At 72.6% G+C, this 13,987-nt stretch carries 12 protein-coding genes and 1 pseudogene; 8 read left to right on the forward strand and 5 right to left on the reverse strand.

Going from position 1 to position 13,987, the window contains the following annotated elements; translation table 11 throughout:
• Nucleotides 1–297 precede the first annotated feature (297 nt).
• From ACFZDI_RS31240 to ACFZDI_RS31255, 4 genes are all read left to right on the forward strand, one after another.
• Complete coding sequence (locus tag ACFZDI_RS31240; RefSeq protein ID WP_391255109.1) at nucleotides 298–1,641, forward strand: CNNM domain-containing protein; 1,344 nt, start codon at nucleotides 298–300, stop codon at nucleotides 1,639–1,641.
• Nucleotides 1,638–2,663, forward strand: coding sequence for a CNNM domain-containing protein (locus tag ACFZDI_RS31245; protein WP_391255112.1), 1,026 nt, complete (start codon nucleotides 1,638–1,640; stop codon nucleotides 2,661–2,663). The genes ACFZDI_RS31240 and ACFZDI_RS31245 overlap by 4 nt, the downstream gene beginning before the upstream one ends.
• A 404-nt stretch (nucleotides 2,664–3,067) precedes the next feature.
• Nucleotides 3,068–3,298: a hypothetical protein gene (locus ACFZDI_RS31250; RefSeq protein ID WP_234849581.1), complete on the forward strand. Its 231-nt coding sequence runs from the start codon at nucleotides 3,068–3,070 to the stop codon at nucleotides 3,296–3,298.
• Between the two features lie 224 nt (nucleotides 3,299–3,522).
• Complete coding sequence (locus tag ACFZDI_RS31255) at nucleotides 3,523–3,693, forward strand: hypothetical protein (protein WP_234849582.1); 171 nt, start codon at nucleotides 3,523–3,525, stop codon at nucleotides 3,691–3,693.
• Between the two features lie 55 nt (nucleotides 3,694–3,748).
• On the opposite strand, the pseudogene ACFZDI_RS31260 reads toward ACFZDI_RS31255, so the two are convergent.
• The 4 genes and pseudogenes from ACFZDI_RS31260 to ACFZDI_RS31275 form a co-directional block, all read right to left on the reverse strand.
• Nucleotides 3,749–4,082 (reverse strand): annotated as a pseudogene (locus tag ACFZDI_RS31260) (DUF3140 domain-containing protein).
• Nucleotides 4,083–4,088: 6 nt separating this feature from the next.
• On the reverse strand, nucleotides 4,089–4,319 hold the full coding sequence (locus tag ACFZDI_RS31265; protein WP_234849584.1) for a DUF2945 domain-containing protein: 231 nt from the start codon (nucleotides 4,317–4,319) through the stop codon (nucleotides 4,089–4,091).
• A 218-nt stretch (nucleotides 4,320–4,537) separates the two neighbouring features.
• On the reverse strand, nucleotides 4,538–5,599 hold the full coding sequence (locus ACFZDI_RS31270) for an N-acetylmuramoyl-L-alanine amidase (protein ID WP_391255117.1): 1,062 nt from the start codon (nucleotides 5,597–5,599) through the stop codon (nucleotides 4,538–4,540).
• Between the two features lie 268 nt (nucleotides 5,600–5,867).
• Nucleotides 5,868–6,758: an NAD(P)-binding domain-containing protein gene (locus ACFZDI_RS31275; RefSeq protein ID WP_391255120.1), complete on the reverse strand. Its 891-nt coding sequence runs from the start codon at nucleotides 6,756–6,758 to the stop codon at nucleotides 5,868–5,870.
• A gap of 250 nt (nucleotides 6,759–7,008) precedes the next feature.
• Between ACFZDI_RS31275 and ACFZDI_RS31280 the strand changes: the two genes are divergently transcribed.
• The gene (locus tag ACFZDI_RS31280) at nucleotides 7,009–10,248 is read left to right on the forward strand and encodes a BTAD domain-containing putative transcriptional regulator (RefSeq protein ID WP_391255123.1); all 3,240 of its coding nucleotides are present in this window, start codon (nucleotides 7,009–7,011) and stop codon (nucleotides 10,246–10,248) included.
• Nucleotides 10,249–10,315: 67 nt separating this feature from the next.
• On the opposite strand, the gene ACFZDI_RS31285 is transcribed toward ACFZDI_RS31280, so the two are convergent.
• On the reverse strand, nucleotides 10,316–11,131 hold the full coding sequence (locus ACFZDI_RS31285) for a helix-turn-helix domain-containing protein (RefSeq protein ID WP_391255126.1): 816 nt from the start codon (nucleotides 11,129–11,131) through the stop codon (nucleotides 10,316–10,318).
• 586 nt (nucleotides 11,132–11,717) lie between these two features.
• On the opposite strand from ACFZDI_RS31285, the gene ACFZDI_RS31290 reads away from it, so the two are divergent.
• From ACFZDI_RS31290 to ACFZDI_RS31300, 3 genes are all read left to right on the forward strand, one after another.
• On the forward strand, nucleotides 11,718–12,170 hold the full coding sequence (locus ACFZDI_RS31290) for a hypothetical protein (RefSeq protein WP_234849588.1): 453 nt from the start codon (nucleotides 11,718–11,720) through the stop codon (nucleotides 12,168–12,170).
• Nucleotides 12,171–12,355: 185 nt separating this feature from the next.
• The gene (locus ACFZDI_RS31295) at nucleotides 12,356–12,811 is read left to right on the forward strand and encodes a regulator component (protein ID WP_234849589.1); all 456 of its coding nucleotides are present in this window, start codon (nucleotides 12,356–12,358) and stop codon (nucleotides 12,809–12,811) included.
• Nucleotides 12,798–13,973 carry an MAB_1171c family putative transporter gene (locus ACFZDI_RS31300; protein ID WP_391255131.1) on the forward strand — a complete coding sequence of 392 codons (1,176 nt, stop codon included), beginning with the start codon at nucleotides 12,798–12,800 and terminating at the stop codon, nucleotides 13,971–13,973. Before ACFZDI_RS31295 ends, ACFZDI_RS31300 begins: the two co-directional genes overlap by 14 nt.
• The last annotated feature ends 14 nt before the right edge of the window (nucleotides 13,974–13,987 follow it).

Genomic DNA, 13,987 nt, shown 5'->3' on the forward strand with positions numbered 1-13,987 from the left:
GGGCCGGACCGGTGCGCGGCGATGCGGGGGCTCGTGCCGGATCTCGCGGGGGACTCCGGCCCCGACCCCGGCTTCGGCTCCGGCTAGGGGTGACCGGGCACCGCGCCCCAGGGCGGCTTCATCTACACGGTCGTGGAATCCGGGAACACCGGCTCGACGACGAGCGTTGTACCGGAGACACACCATCCGTCCAAGGAGCACGTTCTTGTCCGCCAGACCGACGGACCCTCCGGGGCACAGTCCTCGACCATCCCGCCAAGGCACCAGTGATCGCGGCACACGGCGGGGTGGTGTCGGATGAGTGCCGCACAAGCGCTGCTGGGCCTGCTCGCCGTGTTCGTGCTGACCGCCGGCACCGGCTACTTCGTCGCCCAGGAGTTCGCTTACGTCTCCGCCGACCGGCTGACCCTCGCGCGGGAGGCCGAGGCCGGGGACCGCAGGGCCGCCCGTGCCCTCAACGTGCTGGAGCGGCTGTCGTTCATGCTGTCCGGCGCGCAGCTCGGCATCACCGTCACCGGCCTGGTGGTCGGCTTCATCGCCGAGCCGTCGGTGTCCGCGCTGCTCAGGCCCGCCCTGTCGGGCCTCGGCCTGCCCGACCCGGCCGTCAGCACGGTCGCCGTGGCGCTCGCCTTCGTGCTGGCCACGGTCGTGCAGATGGTCCTCGGCGAACTCGCCCCGAAGAACCTCGCGATCGCCGTGCCCGAGCGGCTGGCGAAGGCACTGGCTCCGTCCACCCTGGCGTATCTGAAGCTCGTCGGGCCCCTCGTGCGGATCTTCGACGGCGCGGCCGGCCGGCTGCTGCGCAAGGCCGGGATCGAGCCCGTCGAGGAGCTGCACCACGGCGCCACGCTGGAGGAGCTCGGCCATCTGATCGGCGAGTCCCACGAGCAGGGTGAACTGCCCGGGGAGACCGCCGCGCTGCTGGACCACGCGCTGGAGTTCTCCGAGCGCACCCTGCACGAGGTGATGGTGCCGCGCGCCGACGCCGTGTTCGTCCGCAAGGATGCCGACGCCGAGGATGCGGTCGGGCTGATCGCCCGGCACGGCCACTCCAACTACCCCGTGCTCGGCGACCACCCGGACGACATCGTGGGCGTGCTGGGCGTGCGCGAGCTGATGGCGCTGCCCGCCGCCCGGCCGGCCGGGGTGCGTGCCGGTGAGGTGGCCCGGCGGCCGCTGCTGCTGCCGGACACGCTCGCGCTGCCCGACGCGGTGGCGCGGATGCGGGAGCACGACGACGAGTTCGCGGTCGTCCTGGACGAGCACGGCGGCGTGGCGGGCATCGTCACGTACGAGGACATCGCCGAGGAGCTGGTCGGTGACATCGCCGACGAGTCGGACAAGGTCACCGTCCTCGCCGTCGCGGACGGCGACGGCTGGCTGGTGGATGCCGGCCGCCGGCTGGACGAGGTGGCCGAGGCGACCGGTATCCGGCTGCCGGAGGACGACGACTACGACACCGTGGCCGGCCTGGTCGTGGACCGGCTCGGCCGCTTCCCGACGGTCGGTGACCGGGTCACGGTCGAGCCGCCCGGGGGCGGCCGGGCCGTGATCGACGTCCTGACGCTGGACCGGCACGTGGCCGACCGGGTGCGGATCAGCCCGCTGGTGGAGGCCGAGGAAGCCGAGGAGATGGCGTGAGTTTCCCGATGGCGGTCTTCGTGACCGTGCTGCTGCTGGTCGGCAGCGGCTTCTTCGTGGCGGCCGAGTTCGCTCTGGTCGCCGCCAAGCGGCACCGGATGGAGAAGGCGGCGGCCGAGGGCCGGCGCGGCGCCGGGGCTGCCCTGGCCGGAATGCGCGAGCTGTCGCTCATGCTGGCCGGTGCGCAGCTGGGCATCACCGTGTGCACGCTGGGCCTGGGTTCGGTGTCCAAGCCGACGATCTCGCACGAACTCGACCCGCTGCTGCACGCCGTGGGCCTGCCCAGCGCCGTGAGCTACGGCGTGGCCTTCGCCGTGGCGATGGTCGTGGTGGTGTTCCTGCACATGGTGGTCGGCGAGATGGCGCCCAAGTCGTGGGCGATCGCCCATCCCGAGCGGTCGGCGATGCTGCTGTCGCCGCCGTTCCGGGCGGTGGTGCGGGCCGTGCGTCCGCTGATCCGGCTGCTCAACCGGGTGAGCAACGCGCTGGTACGGCTGTGCCGGGTGGCTCCGCGCGACGAGCTGGCCTCGGTGCACAACCGGGAGCAGCTCACCCACCTGGTAGAGGAGTCGGAGCGGCTGGGCCTGATCAGCGCGACCGACTCGGAGCTGCTGACCCGTTCGCTGACCGAGCCGGAGACGCCGGTCGGGGCGCTGCGCATTCCGGCCGCCGAGATCAGCTGGGTCGAGGGCGGGGCGGACCTCGACACGCTGCTGCGTAGCGCCGCCGAGCACGACCGCACCCGGCTGCTGGTCCGGGAGCACGGCACGGTCCTCGGCTCGGTGCACGCCCGGGACGCCCTTGTGGCCCGGGCCCGCGGCAGTCGGGCCACGACCGCGCGGGATCTCGCCCGGCCGGTGCCCGAGCTGACGGAGACCACCACGGTCGCCGAGGCGATCGAGGTGCTGCGCCGCCGCCGGTCGTCCCTGGCCGTGGTCCACGACGCCTCCGGCCGGCTGTCCGGCCTGGTCACCCTGGACGACCTACTGGCCCGACTGCTCCAGCCGACGACCACGGGCTGAGGGACGGAGCGGGTGAGGTGAGGCCGGGGGCCGAACATCCCGCACATCTGCACACCGCGTGCCGGGATGCGGCGGGGCGGCGGGGCCGCTGCCACGTGCCCGTGGCGACCTGAGAAGTTGGCGGTGAAGTGCCCGCTTCGTCAAACGGAGCGCAATACTCCCGTGCCCGGACGGGCGACGGGCTGTGTGAAGGAGTGGGCGTATCGCGTGACCCCGCGGTCACAGCGGTGAAGACGGTGGCCACGAGGAGGCGCACCGGGCCGGCCGACGGTTGGATCTTCCCTGCGCGGGGTGCTTTGATCCTGCGCACGGCGGGAGCGACCGGGGAGATCCCGGTCCCGGATTCCTGCGATCACCCCTGCTCACCGCCACTGCGAGACATTCACGCGAAGGGAAACACCCCCATGAACCTCACTCCTCGGGTCGACACCGCCGAGCTCACCGACGCCGACCTGGACGCCGTCGCCGGCGGCAACGCGGGCGGCGTCGATGTCTCCGCGGGCCTCGTCGGCGGTCTCTCCGCCGGCCTGGTCGGCCCCCTGGCCGGCGAGGCCTGCGGAGCCCTGCAGGCGGCCGTCTCGCCGGAGGGCGCGGCCGCGGGCGGGAACGCGGGCCTGCACACCACGTCGCTCTGACACACCGCGCGCGACAGGGCCCCGGGAAGCGATTCCCGGGGCCCTTCCGCATGCCGCCGGAGAGACGGACCCGCACACCGCCCGCCGCACGGGCAAACGTGAGGAATTTGCAAAACACGTGACGGAAATCTGGACACCACGGGGGTGGGTAACACGGTGAAAGGGCGTGACGCAGACTTACTCGGACCCCTCAGATTCCGCCTGCAAACCTAAGGAACACCCCTGTGAAGACCGACTCGATCTCGACCGGAGAGCTGCCGATCTACGAGAGCCTCATACGCGAACGCGGTGACGTCGTGGAGGAGGCCCGTGCGGTGGCCGAGGAGACCCAGCACCAGATGACCCAGGCGCTGAACGGCGTCGCCGCGGCCCCGCAGGAGACCGCGGCGCAGTGACGCCGGGGGCGTCGAGCCGCCCGGGATCCTTGCGGGCGCCGCCCACGCCGGGCCGTCACCCGCCGAGCGGGTCGTGGCCCCAGTTCATCAGTGAGTACCGCCACCAGGTGTCCCGAACGTCCCCGTAGGGCCGCTGGGCCAGGTGGCGGCGGACGTATCCGACGACCTTGCGCATGTGCCGGTAGTCGTCGTCCGAGAGATCGTCCTTCCTGGCCCGCAGGATCGTCACGATCCGACGGCCGGAGGCGTGTCCGGTGGACTCGCCCCAGCTGGTGCTGCCCGGCGTTCTGCGAGTCGTCGGACTCCAGCCACTTCTCCAGCTCCGCCGGTCTCATGTTCACCAGCTCACGGAAGTCGTTCCAGGTCTCTTCGCGCTCCCCGTCGTCCACGCCGCCTCACTTCTTCTTCTTGAGCGCGGACGGCTTGTGCACCGCGGTCCTGCCGGACTTGTCGCTGCGCACCTCGTACTGGGGGTCGTCCGGCGAGGCGTCGACCGTACGGCCGGACGCCTCGGTCCGTTCGGTGATCTTCCGCTCCACCTCGCCCTCGGTCCGGCTGCCGTGACTGCTCCAGGTGACCTTGTCGCCCTTCTTCGGCTTCCCGCCCTCGCTGCGGCCCTTCGCCATGCCGGTGCTCCCTCGCCGAGACGTGTGATGTCCCTCCAGCGTGCGGCCCGGGTGGTCAGGGCGCAGCTCGGCGGGTACCGGCCCGGCTGGCGGCGTCGTCGTCGCAGGCCCACGACATCCGGGGCTGCGTCACACAGTGGAAGACCCGCCGTACGGACGGCATGCACGCCGAAGAGGGCCGCCGTCATCAGCGGCCCCCACCGCCTCCCGCCCGTGGCTCAGGTCTCCGGCCACACCAGCACGGTCAGGACCGCGCCCGCGACGGTGACCGGCACGGCGGCCTGGTTCAGCAGCCGTACCCGCATGCTCCGGCCGGACGCGAGGCGTTTGGCGAGGGGCAGGACCGCGAAGGTGCCGCCGCCGGTGCCGACGATCTCGTGGATGGGGTGGTCCACCTGGTGCTGGTCGCCCTCGTACTCCGACATGCGCGCCTGGAGGGTCCCGCCGGCCGGCAGCCCTTCGAAGTGGAGGCTGAGGGTTCCGCTGAAGCGGGCCGGGCCGCGGGCGAAGACACTTCCGCCGACGGCGTGGTCGCCGGTCTCGTCGGTCCACTCCTCGGTGAACTCCACCGAGTTCCAGGCGCCGGGCGTGAGTTGGTACTGCGCGTCGACACCGAGGTTGACGTACTGGGGCATGGGGTCCTCTCCTTCCCACCGGCCCGCCGGGAGGGCCAGGGCGTCGGCGACGTCACGGCGGAAGCCGGCCATGTCGAATCCGCGCGGGTCGATCTTCCAGTCGCTCCATTCCAGGTGGCCGATGGCGCTCTTGTGGCCCCAGCCGTGCGCGCGGCAGACCGCGGCGGTGGCCCTGACCATCGCGAGGTACTGGGCGGGCGGCCACGGGTCCCTGCCGTCGCCCTTGTTCTCGCACTCCCAGCCGTAGAAGCGGGCGTTGCCGTCGATCGCGCGGGCGGAGCCGTCGTGTTCGTGCGTCGGGGGCGGATATGTGCCGTAGGACTCGCCGATGACGGCGTCGAGCACGTCGCCGTCGCCGCCGCCGGCGTGGTTGGCCCGGCCGTTCCCGGTGAGGTGGACGACGCCGTCCTTGGTGATGCACCCCGTGGCGAGCGGGCCGGGCAGGGCGCTGTGGCCGTGGAAGATCAGCTCGACGACGTCCGTGTCGGGGCCGGTGACGGTGTGGTGGATGACCACGCCGTGCACCGGGCCCCACGGGCCTTTGTGGTTACGGTTGTTGGTGCGCCAGCCGGAGACTTCGCGGACGGAGCAGCCCTCGGCCTGCAACGCGGCGACGAGCCGGTCGGCGGTGAGTGGGGTGGCCATGAGTCAGTCCTCCGTTCCGGCGCGTCCACGCCGGTCTGAAGACGGTCCGATCACATGTGGGGGGTGTGCTTGATCTCGGAGCGTGCCTGATCTCGGAGCATGCCGATTCTCGGAGCCTGCTGATTCTCGGAGCGTGCCTGAGCTGGGGCGTGCCGCGTCGTGTGGGTTCGCCCGATCTCGCGGTTCCGCTGTCAGGTCCCTCACCATTCTCGCGCCGCTCGCCCCGTCGCTCACCTCGCCGTGCACCACGTGGGCAAAATCGGCGCGATTACGACGCCATAGGCCGGCGGTATGCCTTCACGACACTGGCGTAGCTGTTCTCGGCGTGCCCCTGCGCGATCACACCCTCCATCAACGCCTTGGAATACCTGGGCAGTTGGCTGTCGACGCCGAGCGCCTCGCTTTCCTCGACGAGGTGTTCGAGCGCGCCCAGGTGCGTCGCCAGGGTGGCGTCGTTGGCCGGGAACCTCTCGTCGCCGGCGTCGATCTGCGCGGCGTAGTCGGCCGTGAACATCTTGATGGCGTCGAGCCACATGTGCGCCCAGGGCAGGAACTCCTGGGCCTTGACGCCGCCGGTCTCCACGATGGCGACGCCGTGCAGGAAGCTGTTCAGGGCTCCCCACATCAGGCCGAGCAGCGACACGTCGAACAGGGCGGGCTTGCCGTGGTCGGTGCCGAGGTAGGTGGTGCCGCCGCCGAGGAGCCTGAGCACGGGCTCATGGGTGTCGAAGACGGCCTGCTCACCGGCGTAGAAGAGGACGGAGGCCGGGGCGCCGATGCCGGGCGGCGTGATCATGATGGCGCCGTCGAGGTACCGCGCGCCGTTCTTCTCGGCCCACGCCGCGGCCTGCCGGGCCTGCTCGGAGGACCCCGTGGTCAGGTTGACGACGGTCTTGCCGCGCAGGGCGTCGCCCAGCGGGCCGAGAACGTCGTGCACCACGTCGTACGTCGACACACACACGACCACGAGGCCGCTCGCGGCCACGGCGTCGGCGGGGTTCGCGGCGAGGACCGCGCCGTCCGCGACGAGTGCGTCGGCCTTGCCCGCCGAGCGGTTCCACACGGTGGTGGCATGACCCGCTCTCAGGAAGGCGGCGGCCAGGGCCTGCCCCATGAGGCCGAGGCCGAGCACCGACACCGAGGTGTGGTTGTCACCCATGGATCTGTTCCTCCAGTACGCAGTTCCGTGCTGTACGAGCACCGGCACGCGGGAACACGCGCCGGGCGGGGAAAGGCGGTTCGCGCATCCCTCGGGGAACCCTGGCAAAGGCCCCTTCGGACCCGCTTCGGACCGCTTCGGAAACGCTTCGGGCTCGCCTCGGGCAGGTCCGCGGAAGGGCGTTGGCGGCCGGTTGCCGGGCCCGCTTCGCCGCCGGTGGCGCCGGTCGTCACCCGGTTACGCTGAGATCATGGAATTCGGGGTGCTGGGGCCGCTGGAGGTGCGTACGGACGGCGGTCGTGGCGTACGGGTTCCCGAAGCCAAGGTGCGCCTGCTCCTCGCCGCTCTGCTCGCCCGCCACGGACAGGTCGTCCCGGCGGCACGGCTCGTCGAGGACCTGTGGGGCGGCTCGGCGTTCACGGCACGGCCGACGGCGTCGCTCCAGGCCAAAGTGTCCCAGTTGCGGCGCGCCTTGGAGGACGCGGAGGCGGGTGGCCGCGCCCTGGTCGCGCACCGGGCACCCGGATACGTCCTGGAGGTCCCGGCCCGCGCTCTCGACGCCGGGCGCTTCCGCGCACTGGTCGCACGGGCCCGTTCCGCCGGGGCCCCGGCGGAACGGGTGGCGCTGTACGGCGAGGCGCTGGCGCTGTGGCGCGGCCCGGCCTTCGCCGAGTTCGCGGACCGGCAGTCGGTGCGGCCGACGGCGGCGGGGCTGGAGGAGGAGCGCCTGACGGCGCTGGAGGAACACGCCGGCCTGCGCCTGGAGTTGGGCGAACACAACCTGCTCGTGGGCGAGTTGACGGCGCTGGTGGAGCGGCATCCCCTGCGCGAGGGGCTGCGGGGCGCGCTGATGCGGGCGCTGTACCGGACGGGGCGTACCTCCGACGCGCTGGACTGCTTCACCGACCTGCGGCGCCGGCTCGACGAGGAGCTGGGCCTGGTCCCCGGGCCGTCGCTGGCGGCCCTGCACCAGGCCATCCTGCGCCACGACCCGGCCCTGGCCCGGCCCGGGCAGCCGGCGCCGTCCGGGACGGCAGGACGGCGGGCGGAGCCGGATCCGGCCGGTTCGGCGACGCCCCTGGTAGGCCGTGAGCAGGACGTCCGGGCGGTCCGGGCCCTGCTCGCACGGCACCGCCTGGTGACGCTCACCGGTCCGGGAGGCGTCGGCAAGACCCGCCTCGCCCGGGCCGCAGCGGCGCGTCCGGCGGACGACCTAGGCGACGGCGTCCGCGTGGTGGAGCTGGCCGACGCCGGAGGTCTGGAGCGGTTCGCCGGGCCGGAGGCGCTGGCCGAGCGGCTGATGGCGGCACTGGGCATCCGGGAGAACGCCGCGGACGACGGTGCCGAGGGACCGGCGGACCGGCTGGCGCACGCGCTGGCCGGCCGTCGGCTGCTGCTGGTGCTGGACAACTGCGAGCATGTCGTGGACGCCGTCGCACGGCTGGCCGGACCGCTGCTGGGGCGGGCCCCTCGGCTGCGCATCCTGACGACCAGTCAGGAGCCCCTGCGTGTCCGGGACGAGACGGTGTACCCGGTGGCGCCCCTGTCGTTGCCCCCGGAGGGCCGGCCGGACCTCGACGCGGTGACGAGCGCGGGCGCCGTGAGGCTGTTCATGGACAGGACCCGGGCGGCGGACCCGGGGTTCGTGCTCGACACCGCAACCGCCCCTCTGGTCGCCGCCGTGTGCCGGCGCCTCGACGGCATCCCGCTCGCCCTGGAACTGGCCGCGACCCGGGTGCGGTCGCTCGGGATCGGGGAACTGCACGACCGGCTCGACGACCGGTTCCAGGTGCTCACCAGCGGTTACCGGGACGCCCCCGCACGTCACCGGACGCTGCAGGCCACCCTCGACTGGAGCTGGAGCCTGCTCGACGAGCGTGAGCGGGCCGTGCTGCGCAGGCTGTCGGTGTTCGGCGAGGGGTGCGGCCTGCGGGCCGCCGAGGAGGTGTGCTCGGGCGGCGGTCTGGCCTCGGCCGACGTCGTCGACGCGCTGAGCCTGCTCGTGGAACGCTCCCTGGTGGTGCGCGTCGAGGGGCCCCAGGGGCCGCGCTACCGGCTGCCCGAGTCCGTCGCGGTGTACGCACGTGTGAGGCTCGACGAGTCAGGTGAGCGCGCCGGGACGGCAGCCCGCCACCTGCGCCACTGCGTGGCCCTCGCCGAGCGGGCCCGTCCGCATCTGCACGGGCGGGAGCAGTCCGGCTGGTGGCGGATCCTGGACGCGGAGGCGGCGAACGTGCGGCGCGCGCTGGCCGAAGCCGCCCGCTCGGGAGCGGCGCGGGAGGCACTGCGCCTGGTCGACTCGCTGGCCTGGTACTGGTACGTGCGTGGCCGGCTGGGCGAGGCCCGCAGGGCGCTGGCGACGGCCCTCGACACACCCGGTGAGGCGGCGCCCGGGGAACGCGCGGCGGCGGCGTTCTGGTACGCGGGCATCCGTCTGCTGCTCGGTGAGCACGCCCCGGCGCGAGACACCCCTCAGGACCACCCGGCCGATGTCACCCCGGAGCCGGTCAGGGCCGAGTGGTTCCTGGCGCACGCGCAGTGGACGGTGGGGGCGCTGGCGGAGGGCGAGCAGCGGGTGGAAGGTGTCCTGCTCAGCTTCCGCGCTCTGCGGGACGCCTGGGGCACGGCTGCCGCGCTGACCACGCGCGCCTGCTTCGCGCTGGCCCGCGGAGACCTGGAGTCGCTGCGCGAGAACGCCGAGGAGGCTGAGGCCCGCTTCACTGAACTGGGCGACCCGTGGGGCCGGTTGAGGACGGCCGACCTGCTCGGCCGACTCGCCGAGATCAACGGCGACTACGACCGGGCGGCCGGGCTGCACCGGGAGAGCCTGCGGATCACCCAGGCGCTGGAGACATGGCCGGAGATGTCCGCGAAGCTCTCCGGTCTCGGCAGAATCGCCCTGCTCACCCGGCACTACGACGAGGCCGACGACCTGCACACACGCGCCCTGCGGATCGCGGTGGAGCAGGGCAACCGGCCGGCCGAGCAGTTCGCCGCGCTGGGCCTGGCCCTGGGCGCCCGCCGTCGGGGTCGTCTCGAGGACGCCGAGGAGTGGCTGCGTCCCTGGCTCGCCTGGAACCGCCGCCGCGGCGACGGTCCCGGCCTCGCGCTGGTCCTGGCCGAGCTGGGCTTCGTCGCCGAGCAACGCGGCGACGCGGAGCGGGCCCTGGCCCACCACCGGGACGGCCTGGCGGCCGCCGCGACGACCGGCGACCCCCGCTCGGTCGCCCTCGCACTCGAAGGCCTGGCCGGTGCGTACGGTCTGGCCGGCGCCCCGGAACGGGCGGCCCGCCTCCTCGGAACGGCCGCGGCGGCCCGGGAACGGGCGGGCGCCCCGCACCCCCCGGCGGAACGGGGCGACGTGGAGCGCATCGCGGCCGGCCTGCGCGCCACGCTGGACGAGGAGAGGTACCGGGACGAGTTCACCGCCGGCACCCGACGCGCCCATGAGACGGAAGCCGCGGCGGAGATGCACACGCAAACGCCGTGAGCCGGGCCTCTCGGGGGGTTGCCCCTCCCGGCCCCGCGGGGGGCGGCTCGGTTCACGGCCGGGCCGGTCAGTCCTTCCGGCCGAGGACCGCCTCGCCGAGATGGGTCAGGCGGTGCAGGGTCAGATTGTCCCGGCGCTCGGCCGCGACCATCCCGGACCGGCGCAGGACACCCAGATGTCTGCTGACCGAGGGGTGGGAGAGGTCGAGACGGCGGGATATCTCGCTGATGGACACCGGGGACCGTAAGGACTCGAGGACGTTCGCGCGGGTGTGCCCGAGGAGGTCGCTGAGAGCGGCGGACCGGTCCTCCTCCTGCTGCTGCCAGAGTCCGGCGGCGGTGTCGGAGCTGGGCGTGACGTTGTAGACGAGGACGGGCGCACCCTGCCCGCCCGTCTCCGCGTCGAGGACCGTCGGCCCGGGGGCGAACAGCGACGGGGCGATGACCAGGCCCTCTCCCAGCGGATCCGCCCTCTGGCCCTCCTGCTCGTTGTCGACGCGCAGCAGGGGCGAGTGCCAGCTGATGGAGGGGTGCAGTTCGTTGAGGATGCTTTCCACACCGCCGGAGAGAACGGCGCGGCCGCGCGCCTCACGTTCCTCTTCCAGGTAGGTCCGAATGCGACCCCAGAAAGGCAGCACGGCCACCGAGCCGAACCGGCGGGTGTCGGCGTGGGGCGCCGCTCCCGGCGCGCGCCGCGGGACGCCCGTGCCGGGCGGGCCCGGCGTGCTCGCGTGGCGCAGCCGTCTGCGCACCTTCATGCGCCAGTCGGCGAACGCGTCCGGTCGCGCGTCCGCGTATCTGAGTTCGGCGAACCGGGCTTCGAGATCCAGTCCGAGGGAGCCGACGAAGCGGATGCGGGAAAGGTCTTCCACCGTGAGATGCATGCAGACCACTGCGCTGTCTCCTCAACTCGGCTGGTGCTGTCGTGCGTCATGCGGGTCCGCGGGTGACCGAGCGCTGCCGGTGGCCGGGCACGGCGGAGCGCCCCGGGACTTCCGGGCGTGTGGCGAGGTGGCGGAGCGGCCGCGTCAGGTCCGCCGGATCCGCCCGGTCGGCCAAGTGCCGGTGCGGCGCCGGCTCCGCTGTGTGACGGTTCCGGATCTGGATCGGATTCCGCCGCCTCCGGTACGGATGTCATCCCCGTGCTTCCCCCTGGTGCTGTCCTGGCCCGACACCGTCGGCGGAGTCAGGGAGGACCCGATCGGACACCCGTACGCCACGGCCGACGCAAGCACTCGGGGACCGTACTCAGCGGATGAGAGGGTGTCAACTGATCCGCTGGGCCGTGCCCTACGGCTCTCCGTCCGCCCTTCGGACCGCCCCTCCCCCGCCCCCGACGCAGGGCAGTTTTGAGCCAAAGGCGGCCGGGCGACCGGAGGGGGCGTGCAAGGCGGCGGTCCGCTGCGTAAGTTGTGTGTCCTATCCTGTCCGCTGGACTCAGACGTGATATCGCGCCCGGGAGTGGGAGACTTGGCCACCAGCAGCAGCGGCGACACCGACATGACAGGCCCGTCCTCCCTGGCCCGGCGGCTCGAAGACATCGTCAACGCCTACTACCGGGGCAACCGTCCTCCCTACAGCAAGATCGCGGAGGAGATCCGGCAGAGCACCGGGCGGACGTTCTCGGCCACCTACCTCTGGGAGCTGGCGACGGGACGGAAGCGGAACGTGACCCGCGACCACCTTCGCGTACTGGCGGAGCATTTCGGCGTCACACCGGACTACTTCACCGACGAGGAGGTGTCCGAGAGGGTGCGGCGCCAGATGGAGTTCGCCGTCGCCCTGGGGAACAGCAAGGTCCGGACACTGGCCTTCCGGGCCGACGGTCTGTCCGAGGCAGGACTCGACGCCCTGCTCGCGCTCGTGAACGCGATGTCCGACGAGTCCGATTCCACAGGAAGACAACAGCGTCCCGGCCGATAGGAACCATGCGGAAGGTCGGGGCAGCGACGACCCGTGAGAGCCGGACGGACCAAGCCCGCTCATGCACGCGCTCAGCCGCCTTTCGCGTTCCTGCCGTCCGGGGACGGGGGTGACAGCAGGTGAGAAGAACGGGCGAGTATGCGAAATTACAGCGGAAGTGTGCGGCGATCCTGCGTGATCTCGGGGTGCAGCGGTCACTGTCCCTGGACGCGATCCGGGAGCGGGTGGAGGAGCTCAGAGGCCGCCCGCTCGTTCTGAAGGAACTGCCCGAGCAGGCGGCGGTCGCCGGAGCCTGCGGCCTCTGGCTGGGGACGGACGACGCCGACTACGTCTTCTACGAGGCCAGGACCGCGCCGCTCCACCGGGAACACATCATCCTGCACGAGATCGGCCACGTCCTGTGCGATCACCACCGGGGCATCACCCTGCGCGGCGACGAGCTGACGGACGGGCTCCTCAGCGGTCTGGAGCCTCGTCTCGTCAAGCGGCTGATGGCCCGGACCAGTTACACGACGGCCGAGGAACAAGAAGCGGAAATGATCGCCAGCCTGATACAGAGCGCCGGGACGACCGGCCGGGTGTCCGGCTCCCTCGGCCGGCTCGGCGCGTTCCTGGGAGTGACGGACGATGTCGGTACCTGAGCTGGCGGGTCAGGTCGGGCTCTGCAGCATCGTCACCATGTGGTTCGCCCTCGTCGTCCGTGCGCGGCCGGCGCTGCGCCAGCCGCGCCAACGCGGGCTGTGGCTCGCGGTCCTGGCCGCGGCCGTCGCCATCACCCTCTTCCAGCCCCGGATCGTCGGCCGGCTCACGGACGGCTTCGTGAACCTCCACACCGTCGCCCTCACCCGGAACCTGATCGGCGTCCTCAGCGCCGGACTGGTCCTTCTGTTCATGGTCGATCCGACCCGGGCCCGGCGCCTGTGCGTCACCGTGACGGCGGGACTGCTGGCGGTCATGGGCACACTGGTCGTCCTGGACCTGCTGCAAACGCAGCACCCGGGCGAGAGCGTCACGTCCGTGCAGGGGCCGGCCGACCCGGCGTTCTCCTACTGGCTGCTCCTCATCGTCGCCCACCTGGTCGGTGACGCCGTCGCCCTGGTGGTGTGCTGGCGGTACAGCCTGCGTACCGAGGACCGCGATCTCGTGTGGTCGCTGCGGCTGTTCGCGGTGGGAAGCGTCCTCGCGCTCGTCTTCTGGTGCGGCTATCTCTGGCACCTGTACGGCGGCACCTCCGCGATGCTCCCCTACCTGTCCCTGGTCATCGGCGTGCACGGCTGCATCAGGGCGGCATCGCTGCTGGTCCCGACCGTGACCGCCCTGGTCCGGTCGTGGACCGCCCTGCGGGTCACCTGGCGCCTGTGGCCACTGTGGCGCGATCTCGTGCTGGCGGTGCCGCAGGTGGCGCTCGCCAGCCCCCAGCGGACCAGGCTGAGGGAGGTACTGCGACCGCGTTCGCCACTCGCCCTGCAGGCCCACCGGCAGACGATCGAGACCTACGACGCGTTCCTCGACCTGCAGCAGTACGTCCGCCCCGGTGCCTACGAAGAGGCGCACCGGCATGCCCGGCGAGCCGGGGTGCCGGACCGGCGTCTGGCCGCCGCCGCGCTCGCCGGGACCCTCGGGCAGGCCCGCCGGGCCAAACTCGTCGGTGCGCCCCCGTCCGTCCCCCATCCCCTGCCCGGAGTGGTGCACGGCAGCTCCGCGACGCTGCTGGGGATCGCCCGGATGTGGCCGTCCATGACGGATGCGCTGCCCTGCGACGACCGGCCCGTCGACGCGGCGGCCCCGGCCCACCGCGAGTAGCACGACAGGGGCAG

Source organism: Streptomyces sp. NPDC007907, assembly GCF_042959365.1.
Lineage (GTDB): Bacteria > Actinomycetota > Actinomycetes > Streptomycetales > Streptomycetaceae > Streptomyces > Streptomyces indiaensis.